The sequence below is a fragment of the Herbaspirillum sp. CF444 genome, assembly GCF_000282135.1.
Taxonomy (GTDB): domain Bacteria; phylum Pseudomonadota; class Gammaproteobacteria; order Burkholderiales; family Burkholderiaceae_D; genus Herbaspirillum.
In genome coordinates, this window is the sequence record NZ_AKJW01000061.1 from 25,316 (window position 1) to 45,444 (window position 20,129).

Here is a 20,129-nt window from a genome sequence, read left to right on the forward strand (position 1 = left end):
TAGAAGCAGGGAGCAGGTATCAAGCGTTAACAGTCTTTTGTTGCTGCTCGCCCAGGCCTTCGATGCCCAGGCGCATGGTTTGACCCGCAACCAGATAGACCGGATTCGGCTTGACGCCCATGCCGACGCCTGGAGGCGTGCCGGTCGAGATCACGTCGCCGGGCTGCAGGCTCATGAATTTGCTCAGGTAGGAAATGATGAACGGCACGTTGAAAATCATCGTGTTGGTGTTGCCGTTCTGGTAGCGCTTGCCGTCGACTTCCAGCCACAGTTGCAGGTTGTTCGGATTGGCGATTTCATCGCGCGTCACCAGCCATGGGCCGATCGGACCGAAGGTGTCGCAACCCTTGCCCTTGTCCCAGGTGCCGCCGCGTTCGGTCTGGAATTCGCGCTCGGAGACGTCGTTGACGACGCAGTAGCCGGCGATGTGCGACAGCGCATCTTTCTCTTCGATGTACGAGGCAGCCTTGCCGATGACCACGCCCAGCTCGACTTCCCAGTCGGTCTTCCTGGAGCCGCGCGGAATCTTGACGTCGTCGTTGGGACCGACCACGGCCGACGTCCACTTGTTGAACACGACCGGTTCGGCAGGGATGGGAAGGTTGGATTCGGCGGCGTGATCGGCGTAGTTCAGGCCGATGCAGATGAATTTGCCGATGTTGCCGACGCAGGCGCCGATACGCGGGTTGCCGTCCACCACCGGAAGGCTTTGCAGATCCAGCGCACGAATCTTGGCGATGGTGGCGTCGTCCAGCGCTGCGCCGTTGATGTCCTTGACGTGCGCCGACAGATCGCGAATCTTGCCGGCCTGATCCAGGATGCCTGGCTTTTCTTGGCCGACAGGGCCGTAACGAAGTAATTTCATTGCTCTTCCTTTGGTGGTTGATCTAAAGAATGAAGCGCCATCTTGGCAAATGTGTGGCACGTAGTCCTGCTTGGGAATCGAGATAATACCAATTAATTGGTAAGACCATCAAACAACTTTGCCGCCGTTCAGGTGAAAATTTATAAAGCGTGGGTCTGAAACATTGCAATTCTTTTATCTCTGAACTTCACCTTTCCTTCTTTTTTATTGCGCAAATAAATGTTTGCAATTTACAACTTTTGTTTTGCCGGTTGTGTATCGAATGTCTTGCTATTGCGCTGGGCGGCGATCGGACGAATAAGTCGTTGCACACTCAGGCGTTGAAAAAGCGTTGCAGTTCGTCGGCGACGGCGTCCGGCATTTCTTCCGGCATGTAGTGGCCGCAATTTTCCAGAATGCCGCCGCGCACGTCGGTCGCGATCGTGCGTAAGGTATTAAGCAGCGCATCTTTGACGCCGTGTTCCGCGCCCATGGCGAGGATCGGCATGGCCAGCGTTTTCTCGCCGCGGCTGCGGCTTTGTGCGAGACCTTCCGTGCCGAAGGCGATGCGGTAATACGACAAGGCCGCGCGTATTGCGCCGGGTGCGGAAAAGACGCGCTCATATTCATCCAGGTCGGCCGGCGTGATGGCCCAGCGCTTGGCCGCCTTGGTGTGGAACAGATGGCTGAGGAAGGCGCGTTCATGTCCTTGCAGCAAAATCTCCGGCAGATCGTCGAGGCGGTTGAATGCGAAATGCCAGGTTCTCGTATTGACTTCAGTCGAAGGGATCCCTGCAGGAGGGGGAGGCGTGATGCCGGGGAGGGCTGCATCGAACAGGGCCAGCCTGCGGATATCGTCCGGCCAGTCTGCGGCATAGGCGTGGCCGATCCAGGTGCCGATGTCGTGTCCGGCGACATCGAGCGGACCGTGATCAAGCAGCCTGAGCGTGCCGGCGAATGCGTGCAGGTCGGCGGCGACGGTCTTCAGGTCGTATCCTGATGCGGGTTTGTCGGAGTCGCCCATGCCGCGCGGATCGATGGCGATGACGCGACGTCCGCCGGCGACCAGCAAAGGCATGACCAGACGCCATGCGTACCAGCTTTGCGGCCAGCCCGGAATGAGCAGGATCGGTGCGCCGCTGCCGCCTTCGACGTAATGCAGGCGCACGCCGTTGACGCGTGCGCTGCCGTGGTGGAAGTCGTTCCAGAATGTGGTGGGAGAGAATGTTTGCATGATGGATTCTTTGGTTCGGGTTGAGGGAGTTCATTAAATAGGAAGCGAATGTTTCCTAAATTGGTAAAATTTTTTAGTCGAGTACTTTCAAGGCACTGCCGATCAGGTTGTTCATGTCCTTTTTGCTGCGACCTGTTTTGCCGATCACGCGCATGCCCTGCAGCACGCACAAGAGCAGCCGGGCAGTCGTCGCCGCTTCGACGTGCACAGGAATGCTGCCGTCTTCCTGCCCCTGGCGGATGAAAAGGGTCAGACGCTTTTCGTGGACATCCAGCGACCGTGCGACGCGTTCGGCGATTTCCGGATCGGAAATGGATAATTCAACGGCGCTGCTGACGATGAAGCAACCGCGGCGTCCTTCGGCTTCGTAGCTGGAGGCGGCATACAGTGCGAGCAAGGCGCGCACGCGCTCGCGGCCGGTCTTGGCCGGCTTCAGGGCTTGTTGCAGGCGTTCGGTGCGCAGGGCGATGTAGCGTTCAAGCGCGGCGATGAAGACGGATCGCTTGTCTTCGAAGGCTTTGTAGATGCTGCCGGCGGTCAGCTCCAGGGCGGCGCTCAGGTCGCTGATGGAGGTGCCGTAGTAACCCTTTTCGGTAAAGATGACGATGGCCTTGTCCAGCGCGGCATCGATGTCGAACTCGCGCGGGCGGCCGCGGCTGCGCGCAAGGGTAGTGGTGTTGGAGGTCATGTGCTGCATTATAGGAAATGATTGTTTCCAAATCAAGGGCCGGGAGCGCGGCGTGTTTAAGCTAAAATGGCTGCGCCCGTTCGGGCTGAGATTTTCTGCTCTCGAAGAACATGTCCGTATTACATCGCGTCATCGCCGTATTTTCCCTTTCTCTTCTGGCTGCCTGTAACGGCCTCATGCCGTCCAAATCCGCCGCGCCGGTCGAGACGTCGCCGGTGACGCCGGTGGCGGCGCCGACCAAGCCGCCGCAAAAACCGCGCATTGCACTGGCTCTCGGCGGCGGCGCCGCGCGTGGTTTTGCACACGTGGGCGTGATCAAGGCGCTGGAGTCGCAGGGAATCGCGGTTGATATCGTGGTGGGCACCAGCGCCGGCAGCCTGGTCGGCGCCTTGTATGCGGCCGGCAACAATGGATTTGCCTTGCAGAAGCTGGCGCTGGATATGGACGAAGCAACCATTTCCGATTGGTCGGTGCCGTTTTTCTCGAAGGTCAGCGGGGTGTTGAAAGGCGAGGGCGTGCAGACTTACGTGAATCGTGCCGTCAACAACCTGCCGATAGAAAAATTCAAGATCCCGTTCGGCGCCGTGGCGACCGACCTCAAGACCGGCCAGCCGATTCTGTTCCGCCGCGGCAATGCCGGGGTTGCGGTGCGTGCGTCGTCGGCCGTGCCGGGCGTGTTCCAGTCGGTCAGGATCGGCGATCACTATTATGTCGACGGCGGACTGGTGGCGCCGGTGCCGGTGCATTTCGCGCGCGAGATGGGCGCGGACTTCGTGATCGCGGTGAATATCTCGGCGCAGCCGGAGGCGCAGGCGTCGTCAAGCTCGGTCGACGTGATGCTGCAAACTTTCGCCATCATGGGACAGAGCATCAATTACTACGAATTGAAGGACGCCGACATCGTGATTCAGCCGGGTTTGGGCGCGATGAAGGGCAGCGACTTTGCGGGACGCAATCTGGCGATTCTGGCCGGAGAGCAGGCGACGATGAAAATCATGCCTGAGCTGAAGGCGAAGTTGAAGGCTAGAGGCGGAGATTGACGGAAATGTCTGTCTGGCAATGTTTCTGCCGTATCAAGCAGCGCCAGATGTCACGAATGCATTTTTGAGCAGCGTTGAACCGGTACTACTAATATAAGAGAGAAGGCGCTGGTCGAATCGAGAAAGAGAGAGAGAGAGCAGGAATCGCAATCCTGGACTCCTGATGAAACGCTTATTGCTGATCTTCAGCAGTTGTGGAGATGCGGCGCGCGCCATTAAAGCGCTTTTTCCAATAGGCGACATCCATGTCTTCGATGCGTACTTGTCCGCCGGCGGATGGCGAGTGGATGAATTTGCTGTCGCCCAGATAAATGCCGACATGCGAAAAGCCGCGACGCAGCGTGTTGTAGAACACCAGGTCGCCGGGACGCAGGTCGACTTTGTCCACTTTTTCGCCGACGCGGCTGATTTCAGCCGACGTACGCGGCAAATCGGTTCCCAACGCTTCCTTGAACACATAACGCACCAGGCCGCTGCAATCCAAGCCGGTTTCCGGTGAGGTGCCGCCGTAACGGTAGTTGATGCCGAGCATGCTCAATGCCTGGACGGCCAGTTCGGAAGCGCGGTTGGTGATGTCTTGCAGTTTGGCGAGAGCGATGGTCGCTTTGCCGGGAGGAAGAGGGTCTTGCTGAACTTGCTGAATCTGCTGGATGGGAAGATCGATGCTCCAGGCGGTGCCGCAGAACCAGAAGCCGGCGGCCAGCACGCATGCTTTTGCGAGGCGGTGTCGGTATCGGTTAGTTCTTGCGGCGCTGCGTGTTGTCATCAGGACATTTCCCTATCGGTATGACTGCTGGAATGTAAACAATTTCATCGGCAATGTCAAAAGATTATTGCGCGTCATTTCAGAGAAATTGCAATAAAGTCAATGCCTTACGTATGCTGCGGTAGGCATGCAGTTGAAGCGGGATGCCGGAGGTTTTGCATATTTCGTGCCGGCGAGCCATTCTCGCCTTACAATCAGCATTCTTTTTTACTTGAGACATGTGGGAGCATCATGCAAACGAAACCGTACCTGACACTCGACGATCTGAAAAAAATCGCTGCCGGCGCCGAAGCCGAAGCCAAGGCCAATAACTGGGCAGTTGTCATCTCTATCGTCGACGATGGCGGCCATTTGCTGTGGTTGCAACGCCTGGACGGCGCTGCGCCGGCTTCCTCGCACATCTCGCCGGCCAAGGCCAAGACCGCCGCACTGGGCCGCCGCGAAACCAAGATTTACGAAGACATGATCAACAACGGTCGCTTCTCTTTCCTGTGCGCGCCTGAGCTGGACGGCCTGCTGGAAGGCGGCGTGCCTATCGTTGTCGACGGTCAATGCGTCGGCGCCGTCGGCGTGTCGGGCGTGAAGTCGTCGGAAGACGTGCAGATCGCTAAAGCGGGTATTGCTGCCTTGGGCCTGTAATAGCGCTGATCTGACGCTAATTAATTGATTTTTAGCCGGTTTTTCATCACCGGCAAGGTCTCGAAATGCGCCTTCCGGCAATCTTAGGATTTGCTGGGGGGCGCATTTTGCGCTATAATCGAGCGGTTTAGCTAATTTAAATTCCGCCGTAGCGCATACCGAATCCTTCACCTCGTCCCAGCAGACCAAACAACCACCCGCGTGCTTCAAAACGGGGCGTTTGTGCCGGTCGCCGGTTGGGTACTGAGAATTGAGTGCAGAGTCTCAGCAGCACATCTGGTCAGGCCAGCGGCGGTAACAATCTCAGGAGTTACCCTTGCTGCCTCTTCTTTCTGGCCCTACCGTTCCGGCCATCCTCGCGCTAGCAGACGGGTCCGTTTTTCTTGGTGTTTCCATCGGCGCTGCTGGCAACACGACCGGTGAAGTCGTTTTCAACACCGCCATGACCGGCTATCAGGAAATTCTGACCGACCCCAGCTACAGCCGCCAGATCGTCACACTGACTTACCCGCATATCGGCAATACCGGCGTCAATGCCGAAGACGTCGAAGCATCGCAGATCCACGCTGCCGGCCTGATCATCAAAGATCTGCCGCGCCTGACTTCCAATTTCCGCACCAAGCAAACACTGGCCGAATACCTGCAAGCCAGCAACATCGTGGCCATTGCCGATATCGATACGCGCAAGCTGACCCGTATCCTGCGTGAAAAGGGTGCGCAAAACGGCGCCATCGTCGCCGGCGACACAAACATCGAAGCGGCAACCGCCAAGGCGCTGGAACTGGCGCGCGGTTTCCCCGGACTGGCGGGCATGGACCTGGCCAAGGTCGTGTCGACCAGGCAAGCCTACAACTGGACCGAGACCGAGTGGAAACTGGGGCGCGGCTACGGCCAGCAAATCACGCCGAAATTCCACGTGGTCGCGTTCGATTACGGCGTCAAGTACAACATCCTGCGCATGCTCGCCGAGCGCGGTTGCAAGGTCACCGTGTTGCCGGCGCAGGCAACTGCCGCCGAAGCGCTTGCGCTGAATCCGGACGGCATCTTCCTGTCCAACGGTCCCGGCGATCCGGAGCCATGCGATTACGCGATCGCAGCTTCGAAGGAACTGATCGAGCGCGGCATCCCGACCTTCGGCATTTGCCTCGGCCACCAGATCATGGCGCTGGCTTCCGGCGCCAAGACGCTGAAGATGAAGTTCGGTCACCACGGCGCCAACCATCCGGTGCAGGATCTGGACACCAAGCAAGTGCTGATCACCTCGCAAAATCACGGTTTCGCCGTGGATGCCGCAACATTGCCGGCCAACTGCCGCGTCACGCACGTGTCGCTGTTCGACGGCTCGCTGCAAGGTTTTGCCCGTACCGATAAGCCTGCGTTCTGCTTCCAGGGCCACCCCGAAGCATCGCCCGGGCCGCATGACATCGCCCCCCTGTTCGATAAATTTGTGGCGATGATGGAGAAAAAGAAACATGCCTAAGCGTAACGACATTAAAAGCATCCTGATCATCGGCGCTGGTCCGATCATCATCGGTCAGGCCTGCGAATTCGACTATTCCGGTGCGCAAGCCTGCAAGGCGCTGCGTGAAGAGGGCTACAAAGTCATCCTGGTCAACAGCAATCCCGCGACCATCATGACCGATCCTGAAATGGCCGACGTCACCTATATCGAACCGATTACCTGGCAAGTGGTGGAACGCATCATCGCCAAGGAAAAGCCGGACGCGATCCTGCCGACCATGGGCGGCCAGACCGCGCTGAACTGCGCGCTCGACCTGCACCGCAACGGCGTGCTCGAAAAATACGGCTGCGAACTGATCGGCGCCTCGCCGGAAGCCATCGACAAGGCCGAAGACCGCTCCAAGTTCAAGGACGCCATGACCAAGATCGGTCTGGGTTCCGCGCGCTCGGGCGTGTCGCACACCATGGAAGAGTCGTGGGCGGTGCAAAAGGAACTGGGCTTCCCGGTCATCATCCGTCCTTCGTTCACCATGGGCGGCACCGGCGGCGGCATCGCCTACAACGCCGAAGAATTCGAAACCATCTGCAAGCGCGGCCTGGAAGCTTCGCCGACCACCGAACTGCTGATCGAAGAATCGCTGATCGGCTGGAAAGAGTACGAGATGGAAGTCGTGCGCGACAAGGCCGACAACTGCATCATCGTCTGCTCCATCGAAAACCTGGATCCGATGGGCGTGCATACCGGCGACTCCATCACCGTGGCGCCGGCGCAAACGCTGACCGACAAGGAATACCAGATCATGCGTAACGCCTCGCTGGCGGTGCTGCGTGAAATCGGCGTCGACACCGGCGGCTCCAACGTGCAGTTCTCGGTCAATCCGGCCGACGGCCGCATGATCGTCATCGAAATGAATCCGCGCGTCTCGCGTTCGTCGGCGCTGGCCTCGAAGGCGACCGGTTTCCCGATCGCCAAGATCGCTGCCAAGCTGGCGGTCGGCTTCACGCTGGACGAACTGCGCAACGAAATCACCGGCGGCGCGACCCCGGCTTCGTTCGAACCGTCGATCGACTACGTCGTCACCAAGATCCCGCGCTTTGCGTTTGAAAAATTCCCGCAAGCCGACAACCACCTGACCACGCAAATGAAGTCGGTCGGTGAAGTCATGGCGATCGGCCGCACCTTCCAGGAATCCTTCCAGAAAGCACTGCGCGGCCTGGAAGTCGGCGTCGACGGCATGAACGAAAAGACCACCGACCACGAAACCATCAAGGAAGAACTGGGCGAGCCGGGTCCGGACCGCATCTGGTACGTGGGCGATGCGTTCGCACAAGGCTTCACGCTGGAAGAAGTGCATGGCCTGACGCACATCGACCCGTGGTTCCTGTCGCAAATCAAGGAAATCGTCGACATTGAACTGTGGCTGGAAAACGGCCAGACGCTGGACGGTCTGGACAAGGCGACCTTGTACAAACTGAAGCAAAAAGGCTTCGCCGACCGTCGTCTTGCCAAGCTGCTGAAGGTCACCGACACCGCCGTGCGCGAGAAGCGCCATGCGCTGAACATCCGTCCGGTCTACAAGCGCGTCGATACCTGCGCGGGCGAGTTCTCGACCAACACGGCTTACATGTACTCGACCTATGAAGAAGAGTGCGAGTCGAAGCCCAACGACAAGAAGAAGATCATGGTGCTGGGCGGCGGTCCGAACCGCATCGGCCAGGGTATCGAATTCGATTATTGCTGCGTGCATGCTGCGCTGGCAATGCGCGAAGACGGTTACGAAACCATCATGGTCAACTGCAATCCGGAAACCGTGTCGACCGACTACGACACGTCCGACCGTCTGTATTTCGAATCGCTGACGCTGGAAGATGTGCTGGAAATCGTCGCACTGGAAAAACCGTACGGCGTGATCGTCCAGTATGGCGGCCAGACGCCGCTGAAGCTGGCGCTGGATCTGGAAGCCAACGGCGTGCCCATCGTCGGCACTTCGCCGGACATGATCGACGCTGCGGAAGACCGCGAGCGTTTCCAAAAACTGTTGCACGATCTGGGTCTGCGTCAACCGCCGAACCGTACCGCGCGTACCGAAGCCGACGCGCTGCGCCTGGCGCAGGAAATCGGTTATCCGCTGGTGGTGCGTCCTTCCTACGTGCTGGGCGGCCGCGCGATGGAAATCGTCCACGAGCAACGCGACCTCGAACGCTACATGCGTGAAGCCGTCAAGGTGTCGCATGATTCACCGGTGCTGCTGGACCGCTTCCTGAACGACGCGATCGAAGTCGACGTCGACTGCCTGTCGGACGGCGAGCGCACCTTCATCGGCGGCGTGATGGAACACATCGAACAAGCCGGCGTGCACTCGGGCGACTCGGCCTGTTCGCTGCCGCCATACTCGCTGGCCAAGGAAACCATTGACGAACTGAAGCGCCAGACCGCGCTGATGGCCAAGGGCCTGAACGTGGTCGGCCTGATGAACGTGCAGTTCGCGATCCAGCAAACCGAAGTCGACGGCAAGTTGCAAGACGTCGTCTTCGTGCTGGAAGTAAACCCGCGCGCCTCGCGTACCGTGCCGTTCGTTTCCAAGGCAACCGGCCTGCAGCTGGCGAAGATCGCCGCACGCTGCATGGTCGGCCAGTCGCTGGACAGCCAGGGCATCAAGAACGAAGTGATCCCGCCTTACTTCAGCGTCAAGGAAGCCGTGTTCCCGTTCGTGAAATTCCCGGGCGTCGACACCATTCTCGGACCCGAGATGAAGTCGACCGGCGAAGTCATGGGCGTGGGCAAGACTTTCGGCGAAGCTTTCGTCAAGTCGCAGCTCGGCGCAGGCGTCAAGCTGCCGACATCGGGCAAGGTGTTCCTGAGCGTCAAGGGCAGCGACAAGCCGCGCGCCGTGCAGGTGGCGAAGGATCTGGTCGGTCTCGGTTTCTCCATCGTGGCGACCAAGGGTACGGCTGCGGCCATCAGCGCCGCCGGCATTCCGGTCACGACCGTGAACAAGGTGGTGGAAGGTCGTCCGCACATCGTCGACATGATCAAGAACAACGAGATCGCGCTCGTGGTCAACACGGTCGAAGAGAAGCGCACGGCGATTGCCGACTCCGGTGCGATCCGTACTTCGGCGCTGGCGGCGCGCGTGACGACGTTCACGACGATTGCCGGCGCAGAGGCTGCGGTGGAAGGCATGCGCCATCTGGACGCGCTGGATGTGTATGATTTACAAGGGCTGCATAAAGCTATACACTAAACCCACATACACGTTTTATTGCTAGTCACAGAGGGCATCTGAGTATTCGATGCCCTCTGTGTCTTTTTTAACGGCAAACTCTGTATTTGCCTGTCAGGGCTGTTGCAAAATCGATCTCGCGCCGCGCCGTGTCGTGTTTCATTCCGCTCAGTTTGATTTTGCAACAGCCTCCAGGGCAAGTCATACAAAAGTGCCTCATTTTTTTGTTGAGAGTTTTATGAGTACAGTTCCTATCACCAAGTATGGTGCAGAGCTTCTGAAGGAAGAGTTGCAACGCCTGAAATCCAAAGAGCGTCCGGCGGTCATCAATGCGATTGCCGAAGCGCGCGCGCAAGGCGACCTGTCGGAAAATGCCGAATACGATGCCGCCAAGGAACGTCAGGCCTTCATCGAAGGCCGCATTGCGGATCTGGAAGGCAAGCTGGGTTCGTCGCTGGTCGTCGATCCGGCGACCTTGAGCTCGGGCGCGGATGGCCGCGTGGTGTTTGCCGCCACGGTCGATCTGGAAAACCTGGACAGCGGCGAGAAAGTCACCTATCAGATCGTCGGCATCGATGAAGCCGATATCAAGGAAGCCAAGGTTTCCGTGACTTCGCCGATCGCGCGTGCCTTGATCGGCAAGAGCGCCGGCGACGTGGTTGCAGTCGAAGCACCGTCGGGCGTGCGCGAGTATGAAATCCTGGAAGTGCGCTACGTTTAAGTCGTAGCGCAAAGGCCGGCGCAGGCGCTGTTGATGATGAGCCGGAAATAATTTACGGTACTGCGATGGTTAAAAAAATGCCCGCTGAAGCGGGCATTTTTTCTTGCTGGGATCCAATGGCGGGATGATCAGCCCATGGATTTCTTGGCACTCTTCTGACGCGGCTTGGCGCGCTTGATCGAGCCGCCCGCGGTAACGCGTTCGTTGCCCTTGAGCATGACCTTGGTCACCGACGGGCGCTTGGTGCCGCTGGCGCTGGGCTTGACGATGGTGACTTCGCGCATGCCCTTGCCGCGCGTTTCGCTGCGTTCTTTCGCGGCTTCCTTCTTGGGGCGGAAGATCACCAGCAGTTTGCCGATGTGTTGCACAGGCGCCGCCTTGAGTTGTTCGCAGATGGTGTCGTAGATGGCGACGCGCGCTTCGCGGTCGTCGCCGAACACGCGGACCTTGATCAGGCCGTGGGCGTTCAGGCTGGCATCGATTTCCTTGGTGACGCCGGCGGTCAGGCCGCCTTCGCCGATGATCACGACAGGGCTCAGGCCATGCGCTTCGGCGCGCAATTCACTGCGCTCTGCAGGAGTAAGTTTCAACATAGTTTGTTTCCGGTGGGCGAGCGGCTTGGCGCCTGCGGCCGGTTAAAACCGGCCCGAACTCTGTCCCTCAATATTTAAAACCAGTATTCTACGCGAATGGCAAAGAACAAATTAAACAAAAACTGGCTGCACGATCACATTAACGACCCGTATGTGAAGCTGGCGCAGAAGGAGGGCTATCGCGCACGCGCGGCCTACAAGCTCAAGGAAATCGACGAGGAAGAGAAGCTGATCAAGCCAGGCCAGGTCATCGTCGACCTCGGTTCGACGCCCGGCAGCTGGTCGCAGTACGCTCGCAACAAGCTGGCGGGGCTGGAGGGTGGGGGCATCCGCGGCACCATCATCGGGTTGGACATGCTGCCGATGGATCCGATCGCCGACGTGCATTTCATCCAGGGCGACTTCCGTGAAGAAGATTCCTTGCGCCAGCTGGAAGCAATTCTGGACGGGCGTCAGGTCGATCTGGTGTTGTCCGACATGGCGCCGAACCTGTCCGGCGTGGCGATTGCCGATGCGGCGCGGGTCGAGCATCTTATCGATCTGGCAATAGAATTCGCGCAGGCGCACATGAAACCGACCGGCTCGGTGTTGGTGAAATGCTTCAACGGCACCGGCTACAACGAACTGGTGCACAAATTCCGCGCCGAGTTCAAAACCGTCACGTCGAAAAAGCCCAAGGCCAGCCGCGATAAATCGTCGGAAATTTTCCTTTTGGGCAAAGTTCTGAAGAATCCCCGATAAATCCGCCTGCAATCTTGCATTTCGGCCATTTTTCTTCTTGATTTCATCGATTCCGACCACACATCCACTGCTGGAAGCTTTCGTTTTGCTGTCCCTTGATGTGTTTTTGCGGTGATTTGGCTGTCTTCTTGCCAACGCCTGCGATTCAAGTTTTTCCGCCGGTTTGCCGTAGTCAGGTGACGTCAGTCGGCGATGGATGGTTTCCTAGTAAGCGCAGATGAATCCGAGTAAAATCGGATATATACAAGGTAATGAGGCGCGCTCGCGTCGGAGGAGTTCTAGTGAACAACATGTTTTCCAAAGCCGCCATTTGGGTGGTGATCGCCCTGGTGCTGTTTATGGTCTTTAAACAGTTCGATCGAAGCAGCCTGTCATCGGGCGCTACATCGATGGCGTACTCCGATTTCATCAGCGAAGTAAAAGCCGGCCACATCAAAGACGCCACCATCGAAGACCGCAGCATCATCGCGACGACGCAAGACGGCAAGAAAGTCAAGACTGCCACGACTACGCTCGACCGCGGCCTGGTCGGCGATCTGTTGAACAACGGCGTCAAGTTCGACGTCAAGCAACCTGAAGAACAATCCTTCCTGTCGCAAATCTTCATTTCCTGGTTCCCGATGCTGTTGCTGATCGGCGTCTGGGTATTCTTCATGCGCCAGATGCAGGGCGGCGGCAAGGGCGGCGCGTTCTCCTTCGGCAAATCGAAGGCGCGCATGCTCGACGAGAACAGCAATTCCGTCACCTTTGCCGATGTCGCCGGTTGCGATGAAGCCAAAGAAGAAGTGCAGGAGCTGGTCGAGTTTCTGCGCGATCCGACCAAATTCCAGAAGCTCGGCGGCCGCATTCCTCACGGCGTGCTGATGGTCGGTCCTCCGGGTACCGGTAAGACGTTGCTGGCGCGGGCGATTGCGGGCGAAGCCAAAGTGCCGTTCTTCACCATTTCCGGTTCCGACTTCGTTGAAATGTTCGTCGGCGTGGGCGCATCGCGCGTGCGCGACATGTTCGAAAACGCCAAGAAGCACGCACCGTGCATCATCTTCATCGACGAAATCGACGCCGTCGGTCGCCATCGCGGCGCCGGCATGGGCGGCGGCAACGACGAGCGCGAACAGACGTTGAACCAGATGCTGGTCGAGATGGACGGTTTTGAAGCCAACTCCGGCGTCATCGTGATCGCTGCCACCAACCGCGCCGACGTGCTGGACAAGGCGCTGCTGCGTCCGGGCCGTTTCGACCGCCAGGTGATGGTCGGCCTGCCGGATATCCGCGGCCGCGAACAAATCCTCTACGTCCACATGCGCAAGGTGCCTATCGCTCCCGACGTCAAGGCCGATATCCTGGCGCGCGGCACACCTGGTTTCTCGGGCGCCGACCTGGCCAATCTGGTCAACGAAGCCGCCTTGTTCGCCGCACGCCGCAGCAAGCGTCTGGTGGAAATGCAAGATTTCGAAGACGCCAAGGACAAGATCGTCATGGGTCCTGAGCGCAAGTCCGCCGTGATGCGCGAAGAAGAACGCCGCAACACCGCGTTCCATGAGTCGGGCCATGCCGTTGTCGCCAAGCTGTTGCCGAAGGCCGATCCTGTGCACAAGGTCACCATCATGCCGCGTGGTTATGCCCTCGGCCTGACCTGGCAGTTGCCTGAACATGACCGCGTCAACATGTACAAGGACAAGATGCTGGAAGAGATCGCCATCCTGTTCGGGGGCCGTATCGCGGAAGAGATCTTCATGCATCAGATGTCGACCGGCGCTTCCAACGACTTCGAACGCGCAACCAAGCTGGCGCGCGCCATGGTGACGCGTTACGGCATGTCCGAAGCGCTGGGCACGATGGTGTACGAAGATACCGAGCAAGACGCCTACTTCGGCCGCATGTCGTCGAAGACCGTTTCGGAAGCGACGCAGCAAAAGGTCGACGCTGAAATCCGCAGCATCCTCGACACGCAATACGCATTGTCGCGCCGCCTGCTGGAAGAGAACCGCGACAAGGTCGAAGTCATGGCGCAGAAGCTGCTCGACTGGGAAACCATCGACGCCGACCAGATCAACGACATCATGGCAGGCAACGAGCCGCGTCCGCCGAAGTCCGGCGTTCCGGCCAAGAAGTCTTCCGACAATACGCCGGGCGACATTTCGCCGACCGCGACCGCTCCGGCCTGATAGCAGGACCGGAAGCGAAGCCGTCTCAGGGTGAGGAGTGATCCTCGCCCTTTTTCTTTGGCGTGCCGGCTCGTGCCAAATGTGCCGCAGGCCGTGCAAATGCCGGACAGGTTTGAACAATGATGTAGCGGAATGAACCAACGATATCTACAATGCGGGCGTTATCGCCTTCCCGTCACGCCGGGGCGAAGGCCTCTGGTGATGGGCATCCTCAACGTCACTCCCGATTCGTTTTCCGACGGCGGTAATTTCCATGCGTTGGAATTCGCCATTTCGTGCGCCGAGCAGATGATTGCCGACGGCGTCGACATCATCGACATCGGCGGCGAGTCGACGCGGCCGGGCATTCCGCCGGTCCCGCTGGACGAAGAGCTCAGGCGCGTGATGCCCTTGATCTATGCGTTGCGCGATTGCGGCAAGCCTTTGTCGATCGACACCTACAAGCCGGAAGTCATGCGCGAGGCGCTGATTGCCGACGCCGACATGATCAACGACATCAACGGCTTCCGGGCGCCGGGCGCCATCGATGCAGTGAAGGACAGTAGTGCCGGCCTGTGCGTCATGCACATGCAGGGCGAGCCGCAGACCATGCAGCAACAGCCTGCATATGGCGACGTGGTCGCGGAAGTGAGCGCCTTCCTGCGGCAACGCGTGGGCGCGCTGGAAGCCGCCGGCGTGGAGCACGACCGTCTGTGCATCGATCCCGGTTTTGGCTTCGGCAAGGATGTCGGACACAACTACGCCTTGCTCAGGAACACGCGCCGACTGATCCAGGAACTGGGCCTGCCGCTGCTGGCCGGCATGTCGCGCAAGTCGATGATCGGCGCCATCACCGGCAAGCCGCTGGACCAGCGCCTGGCCGGCAGCATCGGCGCGGCCTTGGCAGCGGCGGCGCAAGGTGCGATGATTATCCGCGTGCACGATGTCGCGGAGACTGTCGATGCGCTCAATGTCTGGCACGCCGGCATGACGGACGCGACCGGCATCCGGGAATATTGATAAAAAGTTTATAAAAAGACTCTTCAAGAGGAAACACAGGAATCATGGCTGGAAAATATTTTGGCACCGATGGTGTGCGTGGACGTGTTGGCGTTGCGCCGATTACTCCTGATTTCGTCATGCGTCTCGGCTACGCTGCCGGCAAGGTGCTGACCAAGTCGTGGGCCTCGTCGGCCAAGCCGACGGTATTGATCGGCAAGGACACCCGCATTTCCGGCTACATGCTGGAAGCCGCACTGGAAGCCGGATTTGCCGCCGCCGGCGTGGACGTGATGCTGGCCGGTCCGGTGCCGACGCCTGCCGTTGCCTACCTCACGCGCGCATTGCGCCTGTCGGCCGGCGTGGTGATCTCTGCCTCGCACAATCCCTATCACGACAACGGCATCAAATTCTTCTCGGCCTCCGGAAACAAGCTGCCTGACGCAGTGGAGGCAGAGATCGAAGCCGAACTCGACACGCCGATGAGCTGCGTGTCGTCGGAAAAGCTGGGCAAGGCAAAGCGCCTGGACGACGCCCAGGGACGCTACATCGAATTCTGCAAGAGCACCTTCCCCAACGATCTCGACCTGCACGGCATGCGCATCGTCGTCGATTGCGCACATGGAGCCGCTTACAACATTGCACCGCATGTTTTCCACGAACTGGGCGCCGAAGTCATCAATATCGGCAATCAGCCCAACGGCCTGAACATCAATGAAGGCTTCGGTGCGACCGCGCCGGAAGCCTTGTCCAAATCGGTACGCGCCAATCACGCCGACGTCGGCATTGCGCTGGACGGCGACGCCGACCGTCTGGTGATGGTGGATGCCGCCGGTCGCATCTACAACGGCGACGAGCTGCTGTACGTGATGGTCAAGGACCGTCTGGCGAGCGGCCCGGTGCCGGGCGCGGTCGGCACGCTGATGACCAACATGGCGCTGGAAGTCGCCTTCAAGAAAATGGGCATCGGTTTTGCGCGCGCCAAGGTCGGCGATCGCTACGTGCTGGAGACCATGCAGGAGCGCGGCTGGCTGCTCGGCGGCGAAGGCTCCGGCCACTTGCTGTGCCTCGACAAGCACACCACCGGCGATGGTATCGTGTCGGCGCTGCAGGTCATGTCGGCGCTCAAGCGCTCGGGCCAGAGCCTGGCAGGGATGACGGCGGATATCCGCATGTATCCGCAAGCCTTGATCAACGTGAAGATCCCGGCCGGTTTCGACTGGAAAACCAATCCCGGCATGCAAGCCGAAAAGGATGCCGTCGAGAAGGCGCTCGGCGACACCGGTCGCGTCTTGATTCGCCCCTCCGGCACCGAGCCGCTGATTCGCGTCATGGTGGAAGCGCAGCAGGCGGAGACGGCGCAGGCGATGGCCAAGAGAATTGCTGATAAAGTAGCCGCCTGAGAAGGCGCGCAGGACAGCGGTAAATCGCTGTCTCCGATCACGCCGCCAACCACTACAAATCAAAATAGCAGCGCATGTCAAAAGATCAGCCACACATCTTGTTAGTCGAAGACGAGCCGAGCATCGCCGAGTTATTGCGTTTCACGATGCAGGGCGCAGGCTTCGCCACCAGCATCGCCAGCGATGCCGCAGAAGCGCGCAAGCTCGTCGCGACGGTTTTGCCGCAACTGGTGCTGCTGGACTGGATGCTGCCGGATACGTCGGGACTGGCGCTGCTGAGCGAGTGGCGCAGGGATGCGCGTACCGCGGCCTTGCCGGTCATCATGCTGACCGCGAAGGGCATGGAAGAGGACAAGGTCAAGGGCTTGAACGAAGGCGCCGATGACTACGTCACCAAGCCGTTTTCACCGAAAGAACTGGTGGCGCGGGTGCAGGCGCTGTTGCGCCGCAAGGCGCCGGAAGTCGGCCAGCAGAGCTTGTCCTACGGTTTGCTCGGCATCGACACCGAGCGCCATCGCGTCACCGTCGACAAGGACGAGATCGAGCTGGATCAGGCGGAATTCAAACTCTTGCGCTACCTGGTCGCGCATCCGGAACGCATCTTTTCACGCGCCCAGTTGCTCGACAAAGTCTGGGGCGACCATACCTTCATCGAAGAACGCACCGTCGACGTCCACATCATGCGCCTGCGCAAGTCGCTGGGCGCTGCCGCCGACTACGTGAAGACCGTGCGCGGCATGGGCTACAAGCTCAGCATGGAAGCAAAAAGCGGTTAATCTGGTAGTTCGAGCATCCGGCCGTTCGGGCCGGACGTCGCTTTCACCCCAGTCTTAATCCAGCGGAATCGAACGGTAGCGATTCACCTCTTGCGGCGACACGAAGCCGGCGCGATTTTCCCAGCTGTTCCTGATGTAAGACACCACCGCGGCAACTTCCTGATCGTTCAAGGCCTGGCCGAACGGCGGCATGCCGTAGGGACGAGGGTTGCCTTCGGTCGCCGGCGGGAAGCCGCCGTTGAGCACCATGCGGATCGGATTGACGGCGGAGCCCATCGTCAGCGCACGATTGCCGCTCATCGGCGGATAAGCGGGCGGCATGCCCTGGCCGTTGGCTTTGTGGCACTCGGCGCATTGCTGCTCATAGATCTTGCTGCCGGTTTGCAGGATGCGATCGGCCGTCGCCTTGTCCGGCTGTGCCGTATCGAGCGCCGGCGGCGGATCGTTTTGCGGCAGCGATTTCAGATAGACCGCCATCGCCCGGATGTCGCTGTCGTTCAGGTGCTGCAGGCTCTGGCCGACGACTTCCGCCATCGGTCCGAACACCGTGCTGCGCGGCGATACGCCGGTCTTCAACAATGCGGTGATGTGTTCCGTTTCCCATTTTCCGAGTCCGGCTTCGGCATCGGACGTCAATGAGGGCGCATACCAGTTCATGATCGGTATCAGGCCGCCGGCCAGGTCGGATTTGTCCATGGTGGCGCCGAATGCGTTGCGGGTGGTATGGCAGGCGCTGCAATGGCCGAGTCCTTGCACCAGGTAGGCGCCGCGATTCCATTCCACCGACTGTTTGTCTTCCGGCGCATACGAGCCTGGCGTGAAGTACAGGGCGCGCCATCCGGCCAGCAGGATGCGGTAGTTGTAGGGGAAGCGCAGCGCGTGCTCCTGATTGACCTGGCGCACCGGCTTGACGGTCTGCAGGTAGGCGAACAGAGCGTCGGCGTCTTCACGCGTGACCTTGGTGTAATTCGGATAGGGGAACGCCGGATAAAGGAAGCTGCCGTCCTTAGCCTTGCCGTGATGCAGCGCGCGCCAGAAATCTTTCGCGCTCCAGCTGCCCAGCCCGGTTTCCTTGTCGGCGGTGATGTTGGGAGCGTACAGCGTGCCGAACGGCGTCGGGATCGCGCGTCCGCCGGCATAAGGCTGGCCGCCGCGCGCCGTGTGGCAGGCCATGCAGTCGCCGGCGCGGGCCAGATAGGCGCCCCGCGCGACCTGCTGTTCCGTATTGACCGGCACAGGCTGCTGCGCCGGGGCGTCGTCGTGGTCGATGAACTCCATGCCGATGAGGATGGCGGGAACGGCGATGATCAATAGCAGGAGCGCCAGCAAGATGCGTTTCATGACCCGACCCTTATTCTGTGACGCTGCCGCAGGCCAGCGGCAGCTTGACGGTCGTTGCCGCTGTCGGTACCGCGCCTTCCGGTACGGTCTGGGCGGCGAGCCAGCTGCTGGCGGCATTGATGTCTTCCAGCGTCAGCTTTTGCGTGATCTGGGCCATGCAGTCGGGCGCTTTTGCTTTGCGCACGCCATTCCTCCAGGCGCCGAATTGCGAGTTGATGTAGTCGCGCGGCAAACCGATCAGGCCCGGAACGGCAGGCGCCACGCCGGTCAGCGCCTGGCCGTGGCAGGCGATGCAGGCCGGCACTTTCTTGCTGCTGTCGCCGTTCATGACCAGGTTGCGGCCGCGTTCCAGTACTGCCGGCGTGGCGTCGCCCGGTTGCGGCGCCGGGTAGGGCGGATGCTGTTCGGAAAAGTAGTTGGCGATCTCGTGCAGGTAGGCGTCGGAGAGATGATCCAGCAGATAAGTCATCAGCGGATACTGGCGACGGCCGTCGCGGAAATTGGTGAGCTGGTTGAACAGGTAGCCCTCCGGCTTGCCGGCGATGCGCGGATAAAAGCCGTCGCTGGAGGCGCGGCCCTCCTTGCCGTGGCAGGCAGTGCAGGCGACGACGCGCTGGGCGATGGTATCCGGCAGTGTTTGTTGCGATTGGGCGTGCACAGTCGGTAACAGGCAGGTCATCAGCATCGCGGACAATGCAAGGATGCAACGACGAGCAGACATCAGAGAAGACATAAGGCTGGCCATATAAATAATCGTTGTAAGTTATATGCGGCGAGCTGATCGTATAACTGATCGCAATGTTTGCATTGTATAAGAGCAGCCGTTTATCATGCCTGCACACGAACAGCGCGAAAATCCAAGTACAGTAGCGTTTTTGTCGTATTTGTTGCCGTACAGATCAATTCCACAAGACAGACGAATCCCCATGACCGACAAGTCGTTTGAACAGTCCGTGATCGCCGAGCGTAGCATGCTGGTCAAGTTTGCACGCCTGCATGTGCAGGAAGACGCGGCCGAGGACGTGGCGCAGGAAACCTTGCTGGCGGCTTTGCAGAATCCGGCATCCTATTCGGGCAAGTCATCGCTGCGCACCTGGCTGGTCGGCATCCTCAAGCATAAAATCGTCGACCTGATCCGCAAGGAAAAGAAATACGTCCAGATTACGCAGGAAGAAACCGGCGATCCGAGCGACTTCGACGTGCTGTTCGACGAAACCGGACATTGGGCCGAGGCGCCCGCCGACTGGGGCAATCCGGCCGAAACCCTGCAGCAGTCGCAGTTCTTCGACATCATGGATTTTTGCGTGAACAAGCTGACGCCGGTCATGGCGCGGGTGTTTTCCATGCGCGAACTGTTCGAGTTCGAGATCGCCGAAATCTGCAAGGAACTCAAGATCACCACCGGCAACTGCAGCGTGCTGCTGTATCGCGCCCGCATGCAACTGCGTCTGTGCCTGGACCAGAACTGGTTCGAGGGTCGTGCAAGCCGTGCGTGAGATTCTGCCCGCGCGCCTT

18 protein-coding genes are annotated in these 20,129 nt (G+C 59.6%); 11 read left to right on the plus strand and 7 right to left on the minus strand.

Going from position 1 to position 20,129, the window contains the following annotated elements; all coding sequences use genetic code 11:
- Positions 1-19 precede the first annotated feature (19 nt).
- From PMI16_RS13015 to PMI16_RS13025, 3 genes are all read right to left on the minus strand, one after another.
- Entirely contained in the window at positions 20-865 is an 846-nt protein-coding gene (locus PMI16_RS13015; protein WP_007880189.1) for an ureidoglycolate lyase, read from the minus strand.
- Positions 866-1,178: 313 nt separating this feature from the next.
- Entirely contained in the window at positions 1,179-2,078 is a 900-nt protein-coding gene (locus tag PMI16_RS13020) for an alpha/beta fold hydrolase (protein ID WP_007880190.1), read from the minus strand.
- A gap of 73 nt (positions 2,079-2,151) precedes the next feature.
- Positions 2,152-2,766, minus strand: a complete 615-nt coding sequence (locus PMI16_RS13025) for a TetR/AcrR family transcriptional regulator (RefSeq protein WP_007880191.1) — start codon at positions 2,764-2,766, stop codon at positions 2,152-2,154.
- 176 nt (positions 2,767-2,942) lie between these two features.
- Here PMI16_RS13025 and PMI16_RS13030 point away from each other — a divergent pair, with 176 nt between their 5' ends.
- On the plus strand, positions 2,943-3,806 hold the full coding sequence (locus PMI16_RS13030; RefSeq protein WP_007880192.1) for a patatin-like phospholipase family protein: 864 nt from the start codon (positions 2,943-2,945) through the stop codon (positions 3,804-3,806).
- Positions 3,807-3,978: 172 nt separating this feature from the next.
- Here PMI16_RS13030 and PMI16_RS13035 read toward each other — a convergent pair whose 3' ends face one another.
- Positions 3,979-4,512 carry a C40 family peptidase gene (locus PMI16_RS13035; protein ID WP_443134891.1) on the minus strand — a complete coding sequence of 178 codons (534 nt, stop codon included), beginning with the start codon at positions 4,510-4,512 and terminating at the stop codon, positions 3,979-3,981.
- Positions 4,513-4,803: 291 nt separating this feature from the next.
- On the opposite strand from PMI16_RS13035, the gene PMI16_RS13040 reads away from it, so the two are divergent.
- From PMI16_RS13040 to greA, 4 genes are all read left to right on the plus strand, one after another.
- Positions 4,804-5,211, plus strand: a complete 408-nt coding sequence (locus PMI16_RS13040; protein WP_007880195.1) for a GlcG/HbpS family heme-binding protein — start codon at positions 4,804-4,806, stop codon at positions 5,209-5,211.
- 316 nt (positions 5,212-5,527) lie between these two features.
- On the plus strand, positions 5,528-6,691 hold the full coding sequence (carA, locus tag PMI16_RS13045) for a glutamine-hydrolyzing carbamoyl-phosphate synthase small subunit (RefSeq protein ID WP_007880199.1): 1,164 nt from the start codon (positions 5,528-5,530) through the stop codon (positions 6,689-6,691).
- Positions 6,684-9,917 (plus strand): carbamoyl-phosphate synthase large subunit, encoded by a 3,234-nt coding sequence (carB, locus tag PMI16_RS13050; RefSeq protein WP_007880200.1) that lies wholly within the window; start codon positions 6,684-6,686, stop codon positions 9,915-9,917. Before carA ends, carB begins: the two co-directional genes overlap by 8 nt.
- 217 nt (positions 9,918-10,134) lie before the next feature.
- On the plus strand, positions 10,135-10,617 hold the full coding sequence (gene greA / locus PMI16_RS13055) for a transcription elongation factor GreA (RefSeq protein ID WP_007880201.1): 483 nt from the start codon (positions 10,135-10,137) through the stop codon (positions 10,615-10,617).
- Between the two features lie 128 nt (positions 10,618-10,745).
- On the opposite strand, the gene PMI16_RS13060 is transcribed toward greA, so the two are convergent.
- Positions 10,746-11,210: a YhbY family RNA-binding protein gene (locus PMI16_RS13060; RefSeq protein ID WP_007880202.1), complete on the minus strand. Its 465-nt coding sequence runs from the start codon at positions 11,208-11,210 to the stop codon at positions 10,746-10,748.
- Between the two features lie 96 nt (positions 11,211-11,306).
- Here PMI16_RS13060 and PMI16_RS13065 point away from each other — a divergent pair, with 96 nt between their 5' ends.
- The 5 genes from PMI16_RS13065 (at position 11,307) to phoB (ending at position 17,273) form a co-directional block, all read left to right on the plus strand.
- Positions 11,307-11,951 carry an RlmE family RNA methyltransferase gene (locus PMI16_RS13065; RefSeq protein ID WP_007880204.1) on the plus strand — a complete coding sequence of 215 codons (645 nt, stop codon included), beginning with the start codon at positions 11,307-11,309 and terminating at the stop codon, positions 11,949-11,951.
- 281 nt (positions 11,952-12,232) lie between these two features.
- Entirely contained in the window at positions 12,233-14,116 is a 1,884-nt protein-coding gene (ftsH, locus tag PMI16_RS13070) for an ATP-dependent zinc metalloprotease FtsH (protein ID WP_007880205.1), read from the plus strand.
- Between the two features lie 132 nt (positions 14,117-14,248).
- Complete coding sequence (folP, locus tag PMI16_RS13075) at positions 14,249-15,115, plus strand: dihydropteroate synthase (RefSeq protein WP_034380402.1); 867 nt, start codon at positions 14,249-14,251, stop codon at positions 15,113-15,115.
- Between the two features lie 44 nt (positions 15,116-15,159).
- Positions 15,160-16,497 carry a phosphoglucosamine mutase gene (gene glmM / locus PMI16_RS13080; RefSeq protein WP_007880207.1) on the plus strand — a complete coding sequence of 446 codons (1,338 nt, stop codon included), beginning with the start codon at positions 15,160-15,162 and terminating at the stop codon, positions 16,495-16,497.
- Between the two features lie 74 nt (positions 16,498-16,571).
- Positions 16,572-17,273 (plus strand): phosphate regulon transcriptional regulator PhoB, encoded by a 702-nt coding sequence (phoB, locus tag PMI16_RS13085; RefSeq protein WP_007880208.1) that lies wholly within the window; start codon positions 16,572-16,574, stop codon positions 17,271-17,273.
- 54 nt (positions 17,274-17,327) lie between these two features.
- Here phoB and PMI16_RS13090 read toward each other — a convergent pair whose 3' ends face one another.
- Positions 17,328-18,614, minus strand: coding sequence for a c-type cytochrome (locus PMI16_RS13090; RefSeq protein ID WP_007880209.1), 1,287 nt, complete (start codon positions 18,612-18,614; stop codon positions 17,328-17,330).
- Positions 18,615-18,624: 10 nt separating this feature from the next.
- The gene (locus PMI16_RS13095) at positions 18,625-19,293 is read right to left on the minus strand and encodes a c-type cytochrome (RefSeq protein WP_237719860.1); all 669 of its coding nucleotides are present in this window, start codon (positions 19,291-19,293) and stop codon (positions 18,625-18,627) included.
- Positions 19,294-19,540: 247 nt separating this feature from the next.
- On the opposite strand from PMI16_RS13095, the gene PMI16_RS13100 reads away from it, so the two are divergent.
- Positions 19,541-20,110 carry a sigma-70 family RNA polymerase sigma factor gene (locus PMI16_RS13100; RefSeq protein ID WP_007880211.1) on the plus strand — a complete coding sequence of 190 codons (570 nt, stop codon included), beginning with the start codon at positions 19,541-19,543 and terminating at the stop codon, positions 20,108-20,110.
- Positions 20,111-20,129: the final 19 nt, after the last annotated feature.

Excerpts from the sequence above, each read along its gene's own strand:
- PMI16_RS13090 (WP_007880209.1), bottom strand. The coding sequence starts at position 18,614 with ATGAAACGCATCTTGCTGGCGCTCCTGCTATTGATCATCGCCGTTCCC.
- greA (WP_007880201.1), top strand. The coding sequence starts at position 10,135 with ATGAGTACAGTTCCTATCACCAAGTATGGTGCAGAGCTTCTGAAGGAA.
- glmM (WP_007880207.1), top strand. The coding sequence starts at position 15,160 with ATGGCTGGAAAATATTTTGGCACCGATGGTGTGCGTGGACGTGTTGGC.
- PMI16_RS13100 (WP_007880211.1), top strand. The coding sequence starts at position 19,541 with ATGACCGACAAGTCGTTTGAACAGTCCGTGATCGCCGAGCGTAGCATG.
- PMI16_RS13040 (WP_007880195.1), top strand. The coding sequence starts at position 4,804 with ATGCAAACGAAACCGTACCTGACACTCGACGATCTGAAAAAAATCGCT.
- PMI16_RS13060 (WP_007880202.1), bottom strand. The coding sequence starts at position 11,210 with ATGTTGAAACTTACTCCTGCAGAGCGCAGTGAATTGCGCGCCGAAGCG.
- folP (WP_034380402.1), top strand. The coding sequence starts at position 14,249 with ATGAACCAACGATATCTACAATGCGGGCGTTATCGCCTTCCCGTCACG.
- PMI16_RS13065 (WP_007880204.1), top strand. The coding sequence starts at position 11,307 with ATGGCAAAGAACAAATTAAACAAAAACTGGCTGCACGATCACATTAAC.
- PMI16_RS13025 (WP_007880191.1), bottom strand. The coding sequence starts at position 2,766 with ATGACCTCCAACACCACTACCCTTGCGCGCAGCCGCGGCCGCCCGCGC.
- carB (WP_007880200.1), top strand. The coding sequence starts at position 6,684 with ATGCCTAAGCGTAACGACATTAAAAGCATCCTGATCATCGGCGCTGGT.
- PMI16_RS13020 (WP_007880190.1), bottom strand. The coding sequence starts at position 2,078 with ATGCAAACATTCTCTCCCACCACATTCTGGAACGACTTCCACCACGGC.
- PMI16_RS13015 (WP_007880189.1), bottom strand. The coding sequence starts at position 865 with ATGAAATTACTTCGTTACGGCCCTGTCGGCCAAGAAAAGCCAGGCATC.
- PMI16_RS13095 (WP_237719860.1), bottom strand. The coding sequence starts at position 19,293 with ATGACCTGCCTGTTACCGACTGTGCACGCCCAATCGCAACAAACACTG.
- PMI16_RS13030 (WP_007880192.1), top strand. The coding sequence starts at position 2,943 with ATGCCGTCCAAATCCGCCGCGCCGGTCGAGACGTCGCCGGTGACGCCG.
- phoB (WP_007880208.1), top strand. The coding sequence starts at position 16,572 with ATGTCAAAAGATCAGCCACACATCTTGTTAGTCGAAGACGAGCCGAGC.